We start from the raw sequence: 18,042 nt of genomic DNA on the forward strand, positions 1-18,042 counted from the left end.
GGTCGGCCTCAAGCCCGCAGGACACGGTCGCAGCACGGTCGCAGCACGGTCGCAGGACACGGAAGGCTCAGCGGCGCTGCCAGCGGACGGCGTACGGGGCCAGCCGCAGCGTCCTCCCGTCGACGCGGACCTCGACTTCCTCGTCCCGGGTGTTCACCACGAGGAGCGTCGCGCCGTCGGCCAGGACGCGCGCCACTCCACCGGACGGCCCGGCGACGGGCTCGAACCGGCTGCCCGGCGGGAAGGCCGCCCGGAAGCGCCGGAGCAGGTCCAGCATCGGCAGCGCCCGGCCGCCGTCCTCGGCCCGGTCGGTGCCCCGCCACAGGCAGCCGGGGCACGCACCCTTCGGCCGCTGCGGGTTCCAGTACAGCGCGGTCGCGGCCCCGCCCTCGGCCATCGCCATCAGCGCCGCCGCCTGGACGGCCAGCCGGTGCGGTTCGCTCCACCCCTGCCGCTGGTCCTGCGCGTCGGGCTGCTCGACGTACCACTCGGCCCACCACAGCGGCAGCCCGGTCTCCTCACGCACCCAGCGTCCGACCGCGGCGAACTTCTCCACCGCGGCGAACTCGTCCGGCAGCGACTGCCCGTCCTTGGTGTAGCCGGAACCGTCGACGACCACGAAGTCGGCACCGCGGCGGTGCTCGTTCCAGTACCTGACGGCGTCCAGCGAGCGCCGGTCGACGCTGCCCCACGCGCCTCGCAAGGCGGAGGCGTGCGGGGAGTCCCCGGGCGGGAGGGAGTCCATCACCACGTACGGGCCGCCGACCAGCGCGTCCGGGCGCACCCGCTCCAGCTCGGCGTGCACCAGGTTGTACAGCTCGGTGTAGCCCTCGTGGTCCCAGCGGTTGCGCTCCTCGTCGAAGAAGCCCTTGAGCTCGTTCCAGACCAGGAAGTGCCGGACGTCCGGGTAGCGCCGGGCGACTCGGCCGGCCAGGTCCGCGAAGTCGGCGAAGTGCTCCGGCTCGGGGGCGGTCTCCAGCGCGTCCCAGTCGGTGGTGCCGGCCTCGCCGCCCTTCATCCAGTCCGGGGCGCAGCACAGCGTGATCACCGGAGTGGCGCCGGTGCGCCTCATCAGCGCGACCCGGCTGTCCAGCGAGGCGAAATCGTAGCGGCCCGGCGCGGGTTCGGGGCTCTCCGCGCCCCAGCCCATCAGGTGCTGGTTCTGCGGCATCGGCCCGTCGGCGAGCGTCTCGGCCGCGCGCTCCCGGGCCGGGTCGGCCCCGGCGTCCGCACTGAACCGGGTGTGGGTGAGCCCCACGCCGAGAGCGGGCTCCGGAGGACCGTCCGGGACGCGGGGGTTGCCGAACACCTCCACCGGCGGGCGGGCGTCGTCCCGGCTGTCCGGCGGGAGGCCGCAGACGGAGAGCAGCAGCACGAGCGCGACCACTCCGGAGCCGATGATCCCGAACCGCCGCCACACCGCGACACGCAGCACCGCGCGCTCCCCTCCGTGGCGTTCCCACCCCGGACAGCGTAGGCGCTACGGCCGCCGCCGGCGCGGGAACCGGACGAACGCCCGGCGGGACACGCGGTGTGCGGACCGGTGGCGCCGGCCGGCCGCGTACGGGCCTCAGGTCAGGTCGCGCAGCCGCACCGAGAAGCAGGTGACGCAGCCCTCCAGCTTCTCGAACTCGCCGATCTCCACCGGCACCGGCGTCCAGCCGCGCGCCGCGAGCAGTTCGGCGGTGCGCGGGGCGGTGGCCGACATCAGCAGCGCACCGTCGCCGAGCAGGACGACGTGGGCGCCCGCCTCCTCGGGGAGCGGCAGGAACCGCGGGAAGGCGTCCGTGCCCCCGGCCCACGGTGGGTACCCGATCACGGTCCCGTCGGGCAGCGCGGTGACCGCGGACTTGAGGTGGAGCACCCCGCTCAGCGGCACCGGCACCACCCGGGCGCCCACGGGCCCGAAGACCTCGCGGAGCCGGTCCGCCCCGCGCGCGTCGGTACGGCCGCCCGTACCGACGTACAGCGTGTCGCCGACCTTGAGGACGTCCCCGCCCTCCAGCGTTCCGGGGGGGGGCGGTCATCCGGTGCACCTCGCAGCCGAGGGAGGCGAGGGCCGCCGCGGTGCCGGCCGTCTCGGGGCGGCGAGTGGGGGCCCCGGGGCGGGTGACCAGGGCCCGTCCGCGGTGGACGACCACGGTGTCCTCGACGAAGACCGCGTCCGGGCGGTCGTCGGCGGGCTCCACCTCGACCGTGTGCCAACCGTGCTCGCGCAGCGCGGTGACGCAGCCGTGCCACTGGCGCAGGGCGCGTTCCCCGTCCACCGGGAGGCGCGGGAGGTGGGTGACCAGCCCGTCGGCGAGCAGCGGGCCCGGCCGGCGGACGAGCGCGGCGCGTCCGGCCGCGGCCCCGCCGGCAGCCACCTCAGCCCTCCCGGTACACGGCGCGGACGGCGTCGGCTGCGGCGGCGAGTGCGGCCTCGCGGTCGAGGCCCAGCCGTCGGGCGAGCCGGGCGAACTCCTCCGCGGAGGCAGCCGTCCGGCGCGCGGCGGCGTCCCCGGCCGCGGCGGTGAAGGTGCCGTTGCGGCCGCGGGTCTCCACCACGCCGTCCGTTTCCAGCATCCGGTACGCCTTGGCGACGGTGTTCGCGGCCAGCCCCAGTTCGGTGGCCAGCCCGCGCACGGTGGGCAACCGGTAGCCGGTGGGCAGCCGGCCCGACCTCGCCTGCTCGGCCAGTTGCGCGCGCAGTTGCTCGTACGGCGGGTCGGCGGAATCGGGTCGGACGGCGAGCCGCAGCGTCGGGGCCGGATCGGCGGGGGCGGGCCGGGAGGGAGGCCGGGTGTCGGGCAAAGCGGCTCCTGTGAGGCGGGGAGGGGGAAGGCGGCGGCGCGCCTCGGCACGGCGTGCCGTTCGCCCACGACGATAGACCTTCGGGGGTTCCGCCCGACCGACGTCCGGCCGCCGGCGGAGCTGCGCCGGGCGGTGCCGCCGTGCATGGTGCCCCGCCCGGGGGAGTGCGCCGGGGGGGTCGCACGAGCTCCCGCGGGACGCCGGTTGCGGACGCCGGTTGCGCGCCCTGGACCGCCGGATCAGCTACCGGGACACGGCCTTCCGGCGGCGGTACGTGAAGCGGCTGCCACTGTCCTGAGGGGCCGGTCCCGCGCTCCGGCCGCCCGGACCGGCAGGCACCCGGACGGAGGGGCACCCGGACGGAGGGGCACCCGGCGGGACGGGGTCAGCGCAGCCGCTCGCCCACCCGACCCAGTCCGTCGGCGAGGACAGCGAGCTGCTCCCGGTCGAGCACGTCGACGAGCACTTCCCTGACCGCGGCGACGTGCCCGGGGGCGGCGTCCCGCAGCAGCCGCCGCCCCTGGTCGGTGAGCGCGGCGAACACCCCGCGCACGTCGGTGGGGCAGGAGCGCCGCCGGACCAGTCCGCGCTTCTCCAACTGGCCGATCTGGTAGGTGAGCCCGCTCTTCGAGGTGATCACCGCGTGGGCGAGTTCGGACATCCGCATCGAGGCGTCCGGGGCGGAGTCGAGCAGGACGAGCACCTCGTACTGGGTGTGCGACAGCCCGGACTCCTCCTTGAGTTGCTGCTCCAGTCGGCGCTCGACGCGGTGACTCGCTTCGAGGAACCCCTGCCAGGCGGCCATCTCCCGGGAGTCGAGCCAGCGTGTTTCGGTCATGATGTCATCATACCCTGTTATTCAAATTCGAACTTTCAGGGAGGGCCGCATCATCCCGGCAAGTGTTCCCAGTTTGAACCACGCTTCCACCGTCTGGAGCGGCAGCACCGATGTCCTCCCCCACCGCTGGGGTTCCTGGATGCACCGGGGACCCCGGTGCATCCAGGAACCGGCCCGCGGCCTGGACCACGGCGCGTACGTCCCGCTGGCCGAGATGTACCCGGAGGCCGATGTACCGGTGCTCCAGCTCTCCATGCCCACGCCGGCCCCGGAGCGCCTGCTCGCACTGGGACGGCGGCTGCCCCCGCTGCGGGAAGAGGGCGGGCCCGATCGTCGGCAGCGGCTTCTTCACCCACCACCTGCACGGGATGCGCTGGGGGGCGGTTTGCCGGGCGGGGCGCCGGCGTGGTCGCGCGAGTTCGACCGCTGGGGGCGGGCGAGTCGGACCCGAGCCGGCAGCGGACCGTCATCGACGGCTTCTGGGGCGGACTGGCCAAGCGCTCGGTGCAGTGCGGCCGACCGGGCCGAGGCGCTCACCGGAGCACCGGCGAAGGCACTTCCTGTTGCCCCGGTTAGCACCTCCTTAAATGCGCCATAAGGATCGGCCCCCAGGGCTCTCCGGAACGGAAAGCCCTGGTCATGGCGGTTAGCGTGGCGGAGCCGGGCGGGTCGCGGGCCACCGGCGCGGCACCCGGCGCACACGGGTGCCGCGCCCTGCGGCCCGTCCCGGCAGCCGGACGCCCCCCCGCATGAAGGAGCCCCCTCGATGTCCGTTCGTCGCAAGGCCGCCGCGACCGCCGTCCTCGGCGTCGTCCCGCTCGCCCTGACCGGTCTGACCGCCACCCCGGCCCACGCGCACGGCTCGATGTCGGACCCGGTGAGCCGGGTGGCCGCCTGCTACGCCGAGGGTCCGGAGAGCCCGCAGTCGGCAGCCTGCAAGGCCGCCGTCGCCGCCAGCGGCACCCAGGCGCTCTACGACTGGAACGAGGTGAACATCGGTGACGCGGCCGGCCGACACCGGGAGATCATCCCGGACGGGAAGCTGTGCTCGGCCGGCCGGGACAAGTACAAGGGCCTCGACCTGGCCCGCGCCGACTGGCCCTCCTCCCCGCTCAACAGCGGTCCGCACACCTTCCGGTACACCGCCACCGCCCCGCACAAGGGCTCCTTCGCGCTGTACCTCACCAAGGACGGGTACGACCCCGCCGAGCCGCTCGCCTGGGCGGACCTGGAGTCCGAGCCGTTCGCCGAGGTGACAGACCCGAAGCTGGAGGACGGCGCCTACGTCTTCGACGGCACCGTGCCGGAGAAGTCGGGTCGGCACCTGATCTACAGCGTCTGGCAGCGGTCGGACAGCCCGGAGGCCTTCTACACCTGCTCGGACGTCACGTTCGGCGGAAGCGGCGGGGGCGGCGGCTCCTCGCAGGACGGCGCGGAGCAGGAGGCCGGTTCCGGCGGGCAGGGAGGCGAGCAGGACGAGGCGCCGGCCGCCCCCACCGAGGAGCAGATCGAGCAGGACCGCGACAAGTCCACCGTGGACCACGGTGGGCACGGCGGCGAGCACGCCGGCCACGAGGAGGACGCCGGGCACGGCGGAGCGGACGAGGAGGGCGGCAACGCCCCCGAGCCGGCCGGCGGGAGCGCGCGGGACGACTCCGCTGCCGGGGAGGACGGGTCCGGTGTGAAGGACGTCGACGCCCAGCCGGTCAGCCTCGCCGAGACCGGCGGTGACAGCAGCACCCCGATGCTGGCCGCGGGCGGGGCGGCCGTACTCGTCGCCGGAGTGGGGCTCGTCGCCCTGACCCTGCGCCGCCGCGCGGGAAGCCACCGCGCCTGAGACCCGCCGTCCGGCCGTTCCGCCCACGGCCGGACGGCGCCGCCGCCCCCGCACCGGTCCACCCGGTGCGGGGGCGGCGTGCTGCCCGCTGGTGCCGCGGCGGCGCGGCGCCCGTCAGGTGAGGCAGGTGGTGCGCCGGGCGTTCGCCGGGTCGAGCGCGTTGGCCGTCTCCTGCCAGGCCATGCGGTCCAGCAGCGCGATGCCCAGGTGCTCGGAGACGTTGAGCGGGCACAGGTCCTGGAGCAGCACGTTCTTGACGTTCGGACCGTCCAGGAACGGGGACCGGTAGGGGGTGACGACCTGGTCCCAGCGGGTGGTGATCACCACGTACCGCACTCCCGGCACCGTGTCGCCGGCGCTGTTCAGCCGGGTGAGGAACTCCGAACCCGCGATCTGGTCGCGCAGCGCCGGCGCGTGCGTCCCGATCGCCTCGCCCACCCCGGGGAAGAGCGCGAGGAGCCGGGTCAGGCCGTGCAGGTCCGTCCCGTGGTTGTCCGGGGCGATCCCGACGAGCGCGTTGACCTTCTCCGCCCCGCCGAGGAAGGCGAGGTAGTGGCGCGGCATCATGCCGCCCTGCGAGTGGCCGACGAGGTCGACCTCCTCGGTTCCGGTCCCTGTCAGCACCCGGTCGACATAGCCGGCCAGTTGGACGGCCGACTCGTCGACGGGCCCGAGGCCGTGGAAGAAGGGCACCCCGGGCAGCTGTCCGTAGTCGAGGGAGAAGACGCAGTACCCGCGGCGCACCAGGTAGGGCGCCAATCCGAGCCAGTTGTCGACGGAGTTGCCGAGGGTGCCGTGGACGAGCACCACCGGCCGCGGGTGCTCCGCGGGGGGACGGCAGGACCAGTCGTTCCAGCCCTGGTCGGTGGTGGCGGCCGGCTGGGCGGACGCGCCGGCCGGGAGCAGGGAGACCGTGACCGCGAGTACCACCGCTGCCAGCAGGGTGCGCACGCGTGACCGGGACAGCTTCATCCGGAATCCTCCGTTGCCTGAGAGGGGGGTCACGCGTCGGTTGCACCGACGCCGCGCGGTCCGGACCACGCCCTGTTGAATCGGCGTCAATGTACGGGTGGGTAACGTGCGTGGAACAGGTGCGCGACGGTGAAGAAGGCGGCACGTTCCCTTCACCCGGTGACGGGACCCCGGTACCGCTGCCACGAGGCACCCGACGGGGCACGCGGGACGGGCCGGCACGGCGTGAGTGGCATGCGCGGAAGGAGCCGGGACGCGCGGGCGGACGCGAGGCTCGGGCGGACTCGTTCAGGCGGCGCCGGGGAGGGCACCGGCCGGGCGGACGGCACCGGCACCGAACCGGGCCCGGGCCCGGTCGGCGGCGGCCTCCGCGCGGCGCGCCCGCTCCTCCCCCGGGTCCAGGGAGAGCTGGTGGGCCGAGAGCGAGGCCGCACCGAGGTCCTCGGCCCGCAGCGTCAGCGCCCGGACCCGGGCGCGCTGGAGTCCGAGCGCGTCGTGCAGGGCGTACGCGGCGTCCGTCAGCGCCGGGGTGTGCGCGGTGGGCTCCGGCAGGACCCTGGTCCGGGTGGTGGTGGAGCGGTCGGCGTAGCGAACGGTCAGGGTGAGCGCCCGGGCGACCTGCCGGTCGTGGCGCATCCGGAGGCCGAGCCGGTCGGCGAGGGTCAGCAGGGCGCGTCTGCGTCGGCCGGCGTCGAGTTCCTGGTGGTCGAACCGGTGCTCGGCGGCAGTGGAGCGGGCCGGCGCGCTCGGCACCACGGGCACGGGGTCGATGCCCCGGGCCCGTTCGTGCAGGCGGCGGGCGGTCCTGGCGCCGAGGAGCCGCTGGAGAGTGGCGAGCGGCGCTCCGGCCAGCCGGTCCACCGTGGTGAGGCCGTAGGAGGCCAGTGTCCGGGCCGTCGCCGGCCCCACGCCGTGCAGGGCCGCCACCGGCAGCCCGTGCAGGAAGGCGGCGGCCGACACCGGATCGTCCGGCACCGTCAGGACCAGGCCCTGCGGGCCCTGCTGCATCGCCATCCGCGCCAGCAACGGGTTGCCCGCGACCCCGGCGGTGCAGCCGACACCGAGTCCGGCCAGCGCGCGGACCCGCAGCACGTCGGCGAGCTGGGCGGCGGAGCGGTCGAAGAAGCGCAGGGCTCCGCGCAGGTCGGCCAGCGCCGCGTCCGGCGGCAGCGCCTGCACCACGGGAGTGAGATCGGCCAGCAGCTCCAGCAGGTCGGGGTACTGCCCTGGAGAGCAGTCGAAGCGGACGCAGAGCACCCCGGGGTTCCCGGTGGCGCCGCCGGACGGGAACGCGCCTCCCCCGGCGGCAACGGCGGAGCCGGGACCGGTGGGTACAGGACCGGTGGACGCGGAGGGCTCGGTCATCCTGCGCTCCCGGGGCTGGAGTGCCACAGCCTGCGGCCGTGCTTGGCGGACCCGCCGGGCGGCCGGAGGTCGGCCCAGGGGTGCAGTGCGTAGCCGTTGCCCAGCCGGATGCTGCGGGAGGCGGTCTCCGCCGCCTGCTCCTCCACCCCGGCTCCGGCGCCCCCGGCGTCCGGCGGCCCGCCGGGGCGGCCCGGTGCAAGGGGCTGCGGGGACTCGGCGAGACGGGCGGCCACCGCGCCCAGGCCCCCGGTGCGGCGCAGCTCGATCAGCTCGGCGAGGTCCCAGGCGGCGCTGCCGACCACGCTGAGGCTGCGCGGTCCGCGGCGCTGGAGCGTGCCGCGCACCAGCAGCAGCCAGGAGTGGAAGACGGTGTGCGCGCAGGCGGCGTGGCTGTCCTCGAAGAAGGCCAGGTCGGCCAGGCCGGTGCCGTCGTCCAGGGTCGCGAAGACGACCCGACGGCCGGAGCGGATCGGCGGGGTCTGGGTCGCCGCCTTGGCCCCGGCGACCAGCACGGTGTCGCCGTGCCGGGCGTCGCGCAGCCGTTTCGCGGGGCGCACCCCGAGTTCGGCGAGGAACTCGCGGTGGTCGTTGAGCAGGTGGTGGGAGGCGTCCAGGCCGAGCACGTCGAGTTCGGCGTCCAGCCGCTCCCCGCGGTCGAGGTCGGGCAGCCCGGCGGGACGGGCCTCCGTACCGCCGGCGAGCGGCAGTTGCTCGGCACCGCGGGCGCCGCGGCGCTGCCCGCGGTGCCGCTCGGCGATGTGCAGCAGCAGGTCGCGCCGGTTGCCGCCGAAGGCGTCGAGCGCGCCGACCCGGGCGAGGGCCTCCGCGACGGGGCGCGGCGGAGCGGCCCGGTCCAGCAGGTCGGCGAGCGAGGCGTACGGCCGGCCGGCGGCGATGCGCTCCGCGTCGGCCTCGGTGATGCCGCGCACCTCGCCGAGCGCCAACCGCACGCCCCAGACTCCCGATTCGGACTCCAGTTCGATTCGATAACCGGCATCGGACCGGTTGACGTCCAGCGGCAGCACGGGCACCCCCCGCCGCCTGGCGTCGGCGAGCAGCAGCCGCTTGGGGTACATCCCGGGGTCGTGGGCCAGCAGCCCGGCGTAGAAGGCGGCCGGGTGGTGCGTCTTGAGCCAGGCGGACTGGTAGGTCGGCACCGCGAAGGCGACGGCGTGCGCCTTGCAGAAGCCGTACGAGCCGAACGCCTCGACGACCTCCCAGGCCCGGGAGACCACGTCCGGCGCGTAGCCGCGCCGCGCCGACTCCCGCTCGAACCACGCCCGGATTCGCGGCTGGAGCTCGGCGGCGGCGAGAGCGCGGCGGGTCTCGTCCGCGAAGGAGCGCCCGCACCCGGTCATCGTGTCCAGCATGCCGATGATCTGCTCGTGGAAGACGACCACTCCGCAGGTGTCGCGCAGCACCGGTTCCAGGTCCGGGTGCGGGTAGCGGACGGGCCGGCGGCCGTTCCTGGCCTCGACGAAGGGCCGCACCATGTCGGCGGACACCGGCCCGGGGCGGAACAGCGAGATGTCCACCACCAGGTCGTGGAAGGTCCGCGGCTGGAGCCGCCCGATCAGGTCGCGCTGCCCGGGGGACTCGATCTGGAAGCAGCCGAGGGTCTCGGCGGACCGGATCAGCCCGTAGGTCTCCGGGTCGTCCTCCGGCACCCGGTCCAGATCGATCCGCTGCCCGGTGGTCCGTGCCACCTCCCGCACCGCGTACGCCATCGAGGACTGCATCCGCACCCCCAGCACGTCGAGCTTGAGCAGGCCCATCCGCTCGACGTCGTCCTTGTCGAACTGGGACATCGCGAAACCCTCGCCGCTGGTCGGCACCACCGGGGTCCGGCGGCGCAGCGAGGCGTCGGAGAGCAGCACCCCGCAGGGGTGCATGGCGACCCCGCGCACCAGGCCGTCCAGTCCCTCGACGAGGTCCCACATCCGGGACCCGTGCCGCTCCGCGCCGATCCCCCGCAACTCGGGCAGTTCCGCCAGCGCGCTGCGCGCGTCCCGGGCCCTGATGTGCGGGAACGCCTTGGCCAGCCGGTCGACCTCGTCCGGATCCATCCCCAGCGCCGCACCGACGTCCCGGACGGCGTGCCGGACCCGGTAGGTCTCGGGCATGGCGACGGTCGCCACCCGGTCCGCGCCGAACCGGTCGAAGATCGCCCGGTACACCTCCAGCCGCCGGGCGGACTCGACGTCGATGTCGATATCCGGCAGTTCCTTGCGGCTCACCGAGAGGAAACGTTCCATCATCAGGCCGTGCCGCACCGGGTCGGCGGCCGCGATCCCCAGCAGGTGGTTGACCAGCGAGCCCGCGCCCGAACCGCGGGCGGCGACCCGGATGCCCAGGCCCCGCACGTCGTCCACCACCTGGGCGACGGTCAGGAAGTACGAGGCGAACCCGTGGCCCTCGATCACCCGAAGCTCGTTCTCCAGCCGGTCCCAGCGCGCGGGGTCGCGATCGTAGCGCCGGGCGACCATGCCGGCCGCACAGCGGGAGCGCAGCACCCGCTCGACCGTCCGGCGCCCGGCGCCCGCCAGGTGGGACTCGGGGAAGTGCGCGGTGCCGACCCCCAGGTCGTCGCCGGAGTCCACCCGGCACGCCTCAGCCGTCTCCTCGGTGCGGGCCAGCAGCAGCCGGCCGGCACCGCGCCCGAACCCGGCGGCGTCCGTGATCCGCTCGGCGGCGTCGGCCATCTCCGCCGGACCCTTCAGCCAGCGCCCACCGCCGTCCACACCCCGGCGCGGGTCGATGGGCACGAGCCGCCTGGCCGCGTCCAGCACGTCCGCCAGCGGTCCCTGCCCCGGGTCGGCGTACCGCACCGCGTTGCTGAGCACCGGCGTGACGCGCTGCTCGGCGGCCAGGCCCAACGCCCGGGCGGCCTCCCGCAGCGGGGCCGACGCCACCGCCTCCAGCCGCAGCGCGCCCCCGAAGACCTCCCGCCAGCGGGTCAGCAGCCGGGCCGCCCGGTCGGGCCGCCCGGCCGCGAGCGCCTGCCCGACGTCGGACTGCGGACCGAGGAGGACGGTCACCCCTGCCGCGGGGAGCTGCTCCCACTCCAGCAGCGGACGCTCACCCCCGGCCGCGTGGGCGGCGGTCACCAGTCGGCACAGCTCCGCCCAGCCCGCGGCGCCGTCCCGGGCCAGGAACACCACGCGCTGCGCCGGCTCGTCGACGAAGGCGCCGCCCCTGGCCGGGGTGCGGCGGCGGGCCGGTCCGCCGCGGACCGGCTGCGGCGGCTCGGCGACCGCGAGCTCCACCCCGTAGAGGGCCCGCACCCCGGTCCGCTCGCACGCCGCACCGAACCGCATCGCACCGGCGAGGGTGTCCCGGTCGGTCAGAGCGAGCGTGTCCATGCCGCGCTCGGCGGCCCGCTCGACCAGGCGCTCGGGGTGCGAGGCGCCGTAGCGCGAGGAGAACCCCGACACGGCGTGCAGATGCGTAAAACCACCCATGCGCATCTCCTTGCCACTCGGCCACCCCCTGCCGGTTCCGACTCGTCCGTCTCTCGATCCCCACCATAAACCAAATATCGAATACCCGTTCGAACACTGGAACCGCAGGTCACCGCTGCCACCGCCCCGGACACGGCCCGAACGGCGCTCCGGACCGGGACACGGCACGGCGGGCGGCGGCGGAGTGTGACCGATGTCAAAGGATTGGCCGCCCGTACCGTGCGCAGGGCAGGGTAGGGGGCGTCACCGGGACACAAGCACGGACCGAGCACAGATGTGAAGGAGCCCCATGAGGATCGGCATCGTCGGAGCCACGGGTCAGGTCGGCGGCGTGATGCGCGGCATTCTGGCCGAGCGGAACTTCCCCGTGGAGGAGCTGCGGCTGTTCGCGTCCGCCCGGTCGGCCGGCCGGACGCTGCCCTGGAAGGACGGCGAGGTCACCGTCGAGGACGCGGAGACCGCCGACTGGTCCGGCCTGGACATCGTGCTCTTCTCCGCGGGCGGCGCCACCTCGAAGGCACTGGCCCCGAAGGTCGCCGCGGCCGGCCCGGTCGTGATCGACAACTCCTCCGCCTGGCGCCTGGACCCCGAGGTGCCGCTGGTGGTCTCGGAGGTCAACCCGCAGGCGGCCACCGACCGGCCCAGGGGGATCATCGCGAACCCCAACTGCACCACCATGGCGGCCATGCCGGTGCTCCGCCCGCTGCACGACGAGGCCGGTCTCACCGCCCTCGTCGTCGCCACCTACCAGGCGGTCTCCGGCAGCGGTCTCGCCGGAGTGGCCGAGCTGGACGGCCAGGCCCGCAAGGCCGTGGAGTCCGACGCGAGCCGGCTCACCTTCGACGGTGCGGCGATCGACTTCCCGGCTCCGGACAAGTTCAAGCGGCCGATCGCGTTCAACGTGCTGCCGCTGGCCGGCTCACTCGCGGACGACGGCACGGACGAGACCGACGAGGAGCAGAAGCTCCGCAACGAGAGCCGCAAGATCCTGGACATCCCGGAGCTCAAGGTCTCCGGCACCTGCGTCCGTGTACCGGTCTTCAGTGGGCACTCGCTCCAGGTGAACGCCCGCTTCGCGCGGCCCCTCAGCCCGGCCCGCGCCCGCGAGCTGCTCGCCGGGGCGCCGGGGGTGGCGCTGTCCGACATCCCCACGCCGCTCCAGGCTGCGGGCGAGGACGCCAGCTACGTCGGCCGGATCCGGTCGGACGAGACCGTCGAGCACGGCATCGCCCTCTTCCTGTCCAACGACAACCTCCGCAAGGGCGCGGCGCTCAACGCGGTGCAGATCGCGGAGCTGGTCGCGGCCGAACTGCGCGGCAGCGAGGACTGAGGCACACCGCCGGCCGCCGCCCTCTTCGGCGGACCGGCCCGCGGCGAAGCCCCCGGCACCTGGTGCGGTGCCGGGGGCTTCGCCGTGGAGGAGGAACCACCGTACGGGGCGTGCCCCGTCACGGACCACCCGGGCACGGACCCGCCGTTCAGCGGGTCCGTGCCCGGGAGAGGGCCGCCCCGGGGAGGGGCGGGTCAGCCGATCTGCGCGCCGTACTCCGCCAGCGCGTCGGTCACCGGCTGGAAGAAGGTCTGGCCGCCGCTGGAGCAGTCGCCGCTGCCGCCCGAGGTGATGCCCAGCGCGTCGCTGCCGGCGAACATCGAGCCGCCGCTGTCACCGGGCTCGGCGCAGACGTCGGTCTGGATCAGCCCGTTGACCGTGCCCTGCGGGTAGGTGACCGAGACGTCCAGCGCCTGGACGACGCCGTCGTGCAGCTGGGTGGTGCTGCCGCTGCGCTGCACCTGCTCGCCGACCGAGGCCTCCCGGGCACCGGAGATCTGCTGTGCGCTGCCGTTGTAGAGGTTCACCTCGCTCGGGTGGTCCGCACCGCCGGTGTACTTCACCAGCGCGTGGTCCGCACCGGGGAAGGTGCCCGCTTCCATCTCCGCGACCGGGGTCCCGCCGGAGGACTCCGACCAGCTGCTGCCCGGGCTGCCGCAGTGACCGGCGGTCAGGAAGTACGGCTGGCCGTCCTTGACCACGTTGAAGCCCAGCGAGCAGCGCGCGCCGGAGCTGTAAATGGCGTCGCCACCCGCGGCGAACGGCTGGAACTCGCCGGCCGCCCGCTTCAGCACGGCTTTGCCGTCCTGCGCGGCGACCTCCTTCTTCAGCTCGGTGAGCTCGGCGCCCTCGACCGTGCTGTCCGCGGTGACCACGACCTTGTTGGTGACCGGGTCGACGGCGCGCGAGGTGCCGGGGACGGCCGAGTCGCCCAGGCTCTTCTTCACCGACTTCAGTCGGGCCGTGCTGTGCTCGACGACCTTGGCCTCGGCGCCGGCTGCCCGGACCTGCTCGGCCTTGGCGCCGTCGACCACGTTGACGACGAGCTTCTTGGTCTCGGCGTCGTAGTAGCTGCCGCCCGTCTCGCTGCCGAGGTCGGCGAGGAGGGTGTCGGCGAGCTCGCCCGCCGCGGCGGAGGTGAGGATCTCCGCTGTGGGGGCGGACTCCTCGGATGCGTCGGCCGTGGCCATGGTGAAGGTGCCGGCGACCAGGGCGGTGACGCCCGCGCCGGCGAGGGCCATCCGGCGCTTGGATATCCGTCGGTCAGTCAACTTGCTACCTCCAGTGGGGGGAGGGAACCGCGCCAGGTGGCAGGCTCCGGAGGTTGCTCGTGCAGGGACATGCCCAACACGACGATAAGCGCGTCCATGCCAAGCAACGCCGCCGAGTATTCCCAGCGCGTCCTTCCGCACACAAGGACGATTTCCGGCCGTGGACGGAGAAACGGCCCCTGAGGTTCCCTCGGTTGAAGATTCGGCGGTTTCCGCACGTAGAGCCTGCCTTACCGCCTCCCGGGCAACCGCGAGCAAGGAGGGGCCACCCCGGGGTGAGGTCTACTCCTGTCTGAAAACCGACGACCGAAAGGTCGCACCGGGTACGCACCGAAGGCCCCTTCTCGGAATCGGGCCCTGTCGGGAGCCTCCCGCCCCGTTGCGGACCGCCGACAGCAAAGCCGGCCGGCCGGAGCCCGCTCCCGAGCGGCGCGGCCGGGTGCTCCGGCCGTGAGGCCGAGTCCGCACCACCCCGAACCTCCCGTGCGCCGGAGGACCGGGCACGGTGGCGGGTTCACGTCCGGCGGCGCAGGCGGTCGATGCGGGTGAGCACCTCGTCCACGTACGGACGCACGGAGGCCTTCAACTCCTCGCCCCAGGACTCGTCCTGGTAGTGGCAGGTGAGGTACAGGTCCCTGGCGTGCTCCAGGACGGGGCGGTGTTCGGCGGGGAGGCGGGCGAGAGCCCAGTCGGCGGCGGCGTCCTTGCTCCGGATCCCGCCGGTGGCGAGGGTGCTCCAGACGCGTGCGAGGGTGAGCAGGACGTTGCGGGTGTCCTCGGCCAGTCCGCCGAGGAGTTCGGGCAGGCCCTCCGCACTCGCCCGGACGAGGTCGGCGCGCGGCACCGGGTCCAGGAGGCGCACGGGAGGCGGACCGGCGAGGGGGCGGTCGCCCGCCAGGACCATCGTGAGCACCAGCGCCAGATCGGGCATGGGGCCGGGCTGCGGGACGCTCCCCGTTCCGAGGTCCTGCCGCAGCCATTCGCCGAAGAGGAAGTCCCCGACCGGCGGGTACCGCCAGGGGCGGACGTCGGACCGGACGACCACGGTGAGCTCGACCGGCCGGACGGCGGGAGTGAGGCCGGAGATCTCCAGCAGCCCCTCGACGAGCGCCCGGCGCCCGCGCTCGTCCGGGCTCCGCCGCGCGACGGCCAGGATGTCCAGGTCGCTGGCCGGGGCCAGCCCGCCGAGGACGGCGGAGCCGTGGAGGTAGGCGCCCAGGAGGTCCGCCCCCAGGACGCCGCGGACGAGCCCGACCGCCTGCTGAAGCTGGGTCATCGCACCAGTGTCGGGCACCGCTCACCCCCTTTCGCGTGCGCTCCCGAACGCCCGGGGGCGCGGAAAACCTGTCGACCGGCGTGCGGAGGGTCCGTACGCTCTGCTTCGTGGAACTGCTCTCAGTCAACATCGGCCGACCCCGCACCAATCCGTGGAAGGAGTCGGCGCTGACGGGCATCGACAAGCGGCCGGTCGACGGCCCCGTCGCCGTCACCGCGCCGGAGTCCGAGGGCACCGGCGCCGTCGGACTCGCCGGCGACCGGGTGTACGACGTCCGGCACCACGGCGGCGCCGACCAGGCCGTGTACGCCTGCGCCCGCGAGGACCTCGACACCTGGCAGGAGGAGTTCGGCCGACCGCTGGTCAACGGGGTGTTCGGCGAGAACCTGACCACCCGGGGGGTCGAGGTCAACGGCGCGTTGATCGGCGAACGCTGGCGGATCGGCTCGGAGGCCGTCCTGGAGGTGTCGGGTCCGCGGGTCCCGTGCGCGACGTTCCAGGGGTGGCTGGAGCGGGACGGCTGGATCAAGCGGTTCACCCGGGCGGCCCGCCCGGGTGCCTACCTGCGGGTGGTCACCCCCGGCGAGGTCCGGACGGGCGACCGGGTGGAGGTCGTACACCGACCGGATCACGAGGTGACGGTCGCCCTCACCTTCCGCGCGGTCACCCTGGAACCCGAGCTGCTCCCCCGGCTGACGGTGGCGGAAGCGCTGCCCGAGGAGCTCCGGGCGCGAGCCCTCCGCCGCACTCCCGCGCGCACTCCGGCGGCCCCGCCCCCGCGGGGGTGACTCGCCCGCCGCGGCGAACGGCAGCACCGCCGATCCCGCAGTGCGCCGGTTTGACCGGCCGGCGCGCGAGACTTCATTCACGCGGGAGTCACTCACATGACACGGGGGAAGATCACCAGACCGGGCGTCCGGGCACCGCTGGCCGGAGCGCTGCTGCTGAGCAGCGGCGCGAGCGTCGCGGCACTGCCCGGCACAGCCGCCGCATCAACGGCGGAGACGGACCACGTCCTGTACGGGAACCAGGTACTGGTCGAGAGCTTCCGGGAACTGCCGAACGAGGAGGCGGGCCCGGGAGCGCTGGCCGGGGCCGGCGCGATGATGAACGGTGCGAACTACGACGCCGTCAACTCCATCCGGACGATCGGCGAGCCGTACCTGACCCAGCCGACCTCGGCGCAGGGCCAGGAGGCGGCGCTGGAAGTGGCGATCGACCACGCCGCGTACGGCGTGCTGAGCGAGGCCCTGCCGAGCGTGGACTACTCCGACGAGTTCGAGGAGGCGCTCGACCTCCCCTCACCCGCGACCCCGGCGGAGTTCGCCGTCGGCAAGGACCTCGGCGAGAAGACCTCCAGGGCGATGGCGTTCCTGCGGGAGCGGGACGCCTCCTCGATCGACACCCCGTACCGGTTCGGGGACCAGCCGGGCGACTGGCGGTCCACCAGCCCGCGGGTGCCGCCGCTCACCCCGCACTGGGGGCGGGTGAAACCGTTCGGCATCGGGTACGGATCCCAGTTCCGCCCGCCGCTGCCGCCGGCCCTGGACAGCGCGCAGTACGCGGAGGAGTTCGACGAGGTCAAGGACTTCGGCGGCGCGGACGCCGGCGAGACCCGGCGCACCGAGGAGCAGACCGAGATCGCGCACTTCTGGGCCAACGACCTGGAGGGCACCTGCAAGGCGCCCGGGCAGCTGTACGCCCCCACCAACCACATCGTGGAGGCCCGTTGGCCCGGAGCGGACTCGTACGAGACGGCCAGGTTGTACGCCCTGATGGCGATCGCCGTCGCCGACGCCGGTGTCGCCGCCTGGGACGCCAAGTACCTGACGGAGGTCGACCGGTGGCGACCGGAGACGGCGATCCAGCAGGCCGACACGGACGGCATCCCGGCCACCGTCGCGGACGCCGGCCGGGAGCCGCTGTCGCCGGATCTCGACGGCGAGCGGTTCTCACCGCCGCTCCCCGCCTACCTCTCCGGGCACGCGACCTACGCGGCCGCCTGGGCCGGAATCATGAAGCGCTGGACGGGGAGCGACGACTTCGAGTTCGCGCTGGAGGCCACGACGGTCGACCCGCTCGCCGACGGGGCGGTCCGCTCGTTCGACTCCTACAGCCAGGTGGCACGGGAGAACGCGGAGAGCCGCGTCTACCTGGGGGTGCACTTCCGCTCGGACGCGGAGCAGGGCCTGTCGGTGGGCGACCGGGTGGCCGCCCACGTCTTCAGCAACGCCCTGGACCGAACCGCGCCACCGCGCACGCAGCCGCGAGCTTACTTCTGGTAGCCGATACGGAGCACGCGCCAGGCGTGGGGGCCGACGATGCCGTCGACGGCGAGCCCCACGTCCTGCTGGAACTCCCGGACCGCGGACCGGGTGTTCTCGCCGTAGAGGCCGTCCTCGGTCCTCGCCTCGTACCCCCGGAGGTTGTTCAGCAGGCACGGGATCTCGTGCACCCGGGTGCTGTACTGGAAAGGGTGACGGCGGTTCTGGCACGAAGGAACATGTGTCCTCGTTTCCTCGGCGGGTCGGTGCCATACGTGTCACTGGCGAACAGACTCACCCTTTCCAGGCAAAAAAGGGCTCTCCTGCCGTATGTGTGGGTGCCGTGGCCTGGGCCGATATGGGAAACACGCCGCTTCCTGTGATCCTTGAGGTGTCTGAGCTCAAGTTTGATCAAGCAGGAAAACGGCGTGTCCCTCTTCAGCATATGGAAGCGGACCCTGACGGCGGAGAACACCGTGGTCGAGGGCGTCCGGATCGATGAGAACGAACAGTGTGTGGTCGTGTCGGTACGGCCCGATGCCCGCCGTCGGCAGCGGTGCGGCCGGTGCCGACGGCCGGCCGTCTGGTTCGACGCGGGCCGGGGCCGACGCCGGTGGCGCGACCTCGACCACGGC

Annotated in this window: 13 protein-coding genes and 3 pseudogenes; 6 read left to right on the top strand and 10 right to left on the bottom strand. The window is 74.2% G+C overall.

Annotation, left to right across the window (positions count from 1 at the left end; genetic code table 11):
- Window positions 1–67: 67 nt before the first annotated feature.
- From H300_RS0120215 to H300_RS0120235, 4 genes and pseudogenes are all read right to left on the bottom strand, one after another.
- Window positions 68–1,435 (bottom strand): xylan 1,4-beta-xylosidase, encoded by a 1,368-nt coding sequence (locus H300_RS0120215; protein WP_028428865.1) that lies wholly within the window; start codon window positions 1,433–1,435, stop codon window positions 68–70.
- Window positions 1,436–1,570: 135 nt separating this feature from the next.
- Window positions 1,571–2,366 (bottom strand): annotated as a pseudogene (ddaH, locus tag H300_RS28150) (dimethylargininase).
- A gap of 1 nt (window position 2,367) precedes the next feature.
- Window positions 2,368–2,793 (bottom strand): GntR family transcriptional regulator, encoded by a 426-nt coding sequence (locus H300_RS0120225; protein ID WP_051270242.1) that lies wholly within the window; start codon window positions 2,791–2,793, stop codon window positions 2,368–2,370.
- Between the two features lie 385 nt (window positions 2,794–3,178).
- Window positions 3,179–3,631 (bottom strand): MarR family transcriptional regulator, encoded by a 453-nt coding sequence (locus H300_RS0120235; RefSeq protein ID WP_028428867.1) that lies wholly within the window; start codon window positions 3,629–3,631, stop codon window positions 3,179–3,181.
- A 135-nt stretch (window positions 3,632–3,766) separates the two neighbouring features.
- Here H300_RS0120235 and H300_RS31945 point away from each other — a divergent pair.
- Window positions 3,767–4,207, top strand: a pseudogene (locus H300_RS31945) (dioxygenase family protein); the annotation flags it as partial.
- A gap of 190 nt (window positions 4,208–4,397) precedes the next feature.
- A complete protein-coding gene (locus H300_RS0120240) occupies window positions 4,398–5,468 on the top strand; it encodes a lytic polysaccharide monooxygenase (protein WP_028428868.1) in 1,071 nt (356 codons plus the stop codon).
- Between the two features lie 114 nt (window positions 5,469–5,582).
- Here the strand turns inward: H300_RS0120240 and H300_RS0120245 are convergent, their stop codons facing one another.
- From H300_RS0120245 to H300_RS0120255, 3 genes are all read right to left on the bottom strand, one after another.
- Window positions 5,583–6,440 carry an alpha/beta fold hydrolase gene (locus tag H300_RS0120245; protein WP_028428869.1) on the bottom strand — a complete coding sequence of 286 codons (858 nt, stop codon included), beginning with the start codon at window positions 6,438–6,440 and terminating at the stop codon, window positions 5,583–5,585.
- Between the two features lie 288 nt (window positions 6,441–6,728).
- Window positions 6,729–7,805, bottom strand: a complete 1,077-nt coding sequence (locus H300_RS0120250) for a DinB/UmuC family translesion DNA polymerase (RefSeq protein WP_078516172.1) — start codon at window positions 7,803–7,805, stop codon at window positions 6,729–6,731.
- The gene (locus H300_RS0120255; RefSeq protein ID WP_028428871.1) at window positions 7,802–11,266 is read right to left on the bottom strand and encodes a DNA polymerase III subunit alpha; all 3,465 of its coding nucleotides are present in this window, start codon (window positions 11,264–11,266) and stop codon (window positions 7,802–7,804) included. The genes H300_RS0120250 and H300_RS0120255 overlap by 4 nt, the downstream gene beginning before the upstream one ends.
- A 289-nt stretch (window positions 11,267–11,555) precedes the next feature.
- On the opposite strand from H300_RS0120255, the gene H300_RS0120260 reads away from it, so the two are divergent.
- Complete coding sequence (locus H300_RS0120260; RefSeq protein ID WP_028428872.1) at window positions 11,556–12,596, top strand: aspartate-semialdehyde dehydrogenase; 1,041 nt, start codon at window positions 11,556–11,558, stop codon at window positions 12,594–12,596.
- Between the two features lie 194 nt (window positions 12,597–12,790).
- Here H300_RS0120260 and H300_RS0120265 read toward each other — a convergent pair whose 3' ends face one another.
- Both H300_RS0120265 and H300_RS0120270 read right to left on the bottom strand, forming a co-directional pair.
- Window positions 12,791–13,867: a S1 family peptidase gene (locus H300_RS0120265; protein ID WP_106966888.1), complete on the bottom strand. Its 1,077-nt coding sequence runs from the start codon at window positions 13,865–13,867 to the stop codon at window positions 12,791–12,793.
- Window positions 13,868–14,381: 514 nt separating this feature from the next.
- On the bottom strand, window positions 14,382–15,143 hold the full coding sequence (locus H300_RS0120270; RefSeq protein WP_028428874.1) for an aminoglycoside adenylyltransferase family protein: 762 nt from the start codon (window positions 15,141–15,143) through the stop codon (window positions 14,382–14,384).
- A gap of 107 nt (window positions 15,144–15,250) precedes the next feature.
- Here H300_RS0120270 and H300_RS0120275 point away from each other — a divergent pair, with 107 nt between their 5' ends.
- Complete coding sequence (locus H300_RS0120275; RefSeq protein WP_028428875.1) at window positions 15,251–15,931, top strand: MOSC domain-containing protein; 681 nt, start codon at window positions 15,251–15,253, stop codon at window positions 15,929–15,931.
- Between the two features lie 96 nt (window positions 15,932–16,027).
- On the top strand, window positions 16,028–17,428 hold the full coding sequence (locus tag H300_RS28155) for a vanadium-dependent haloperoxidase (protein ID WP_051270243.1): 1,401 nt from the start codon (window positions 16,028–16,030) through the stop codon (window positions 17,426–17,428).
- On the opposite strand, the gene H300_RS28160 is transcribed toward H300_RS28155, so the two are convergent.
- Complete coding sequence (locus H300_RS28160; protein WP_051270244.1) at window positions 17,416–17,598, bottom strand: peptidoglycan-binding domain-containing protein; 183 nt, start codon at window positions 17,596–17,598, stop codon at window positions 17,416–17,418. The genes H300_RS28155 and H300_RS28160 overlap by 13 nt on opposite strands.
- A 237-nt stretch (window positions 17,599–17,835) precedes the next feature.
- Between H300_RS28160 and H300_RS32660 the strand changes: the two are divergent.
- A pseudogene (locus H300_RS32660) lies at window positions 17,836–18,042 on the top strand (ISL3 family transposase); the annotation flags it as partial.

It is taken from the genome of Streptomyces sp. TAA040, from assembly GCF_000424845.1.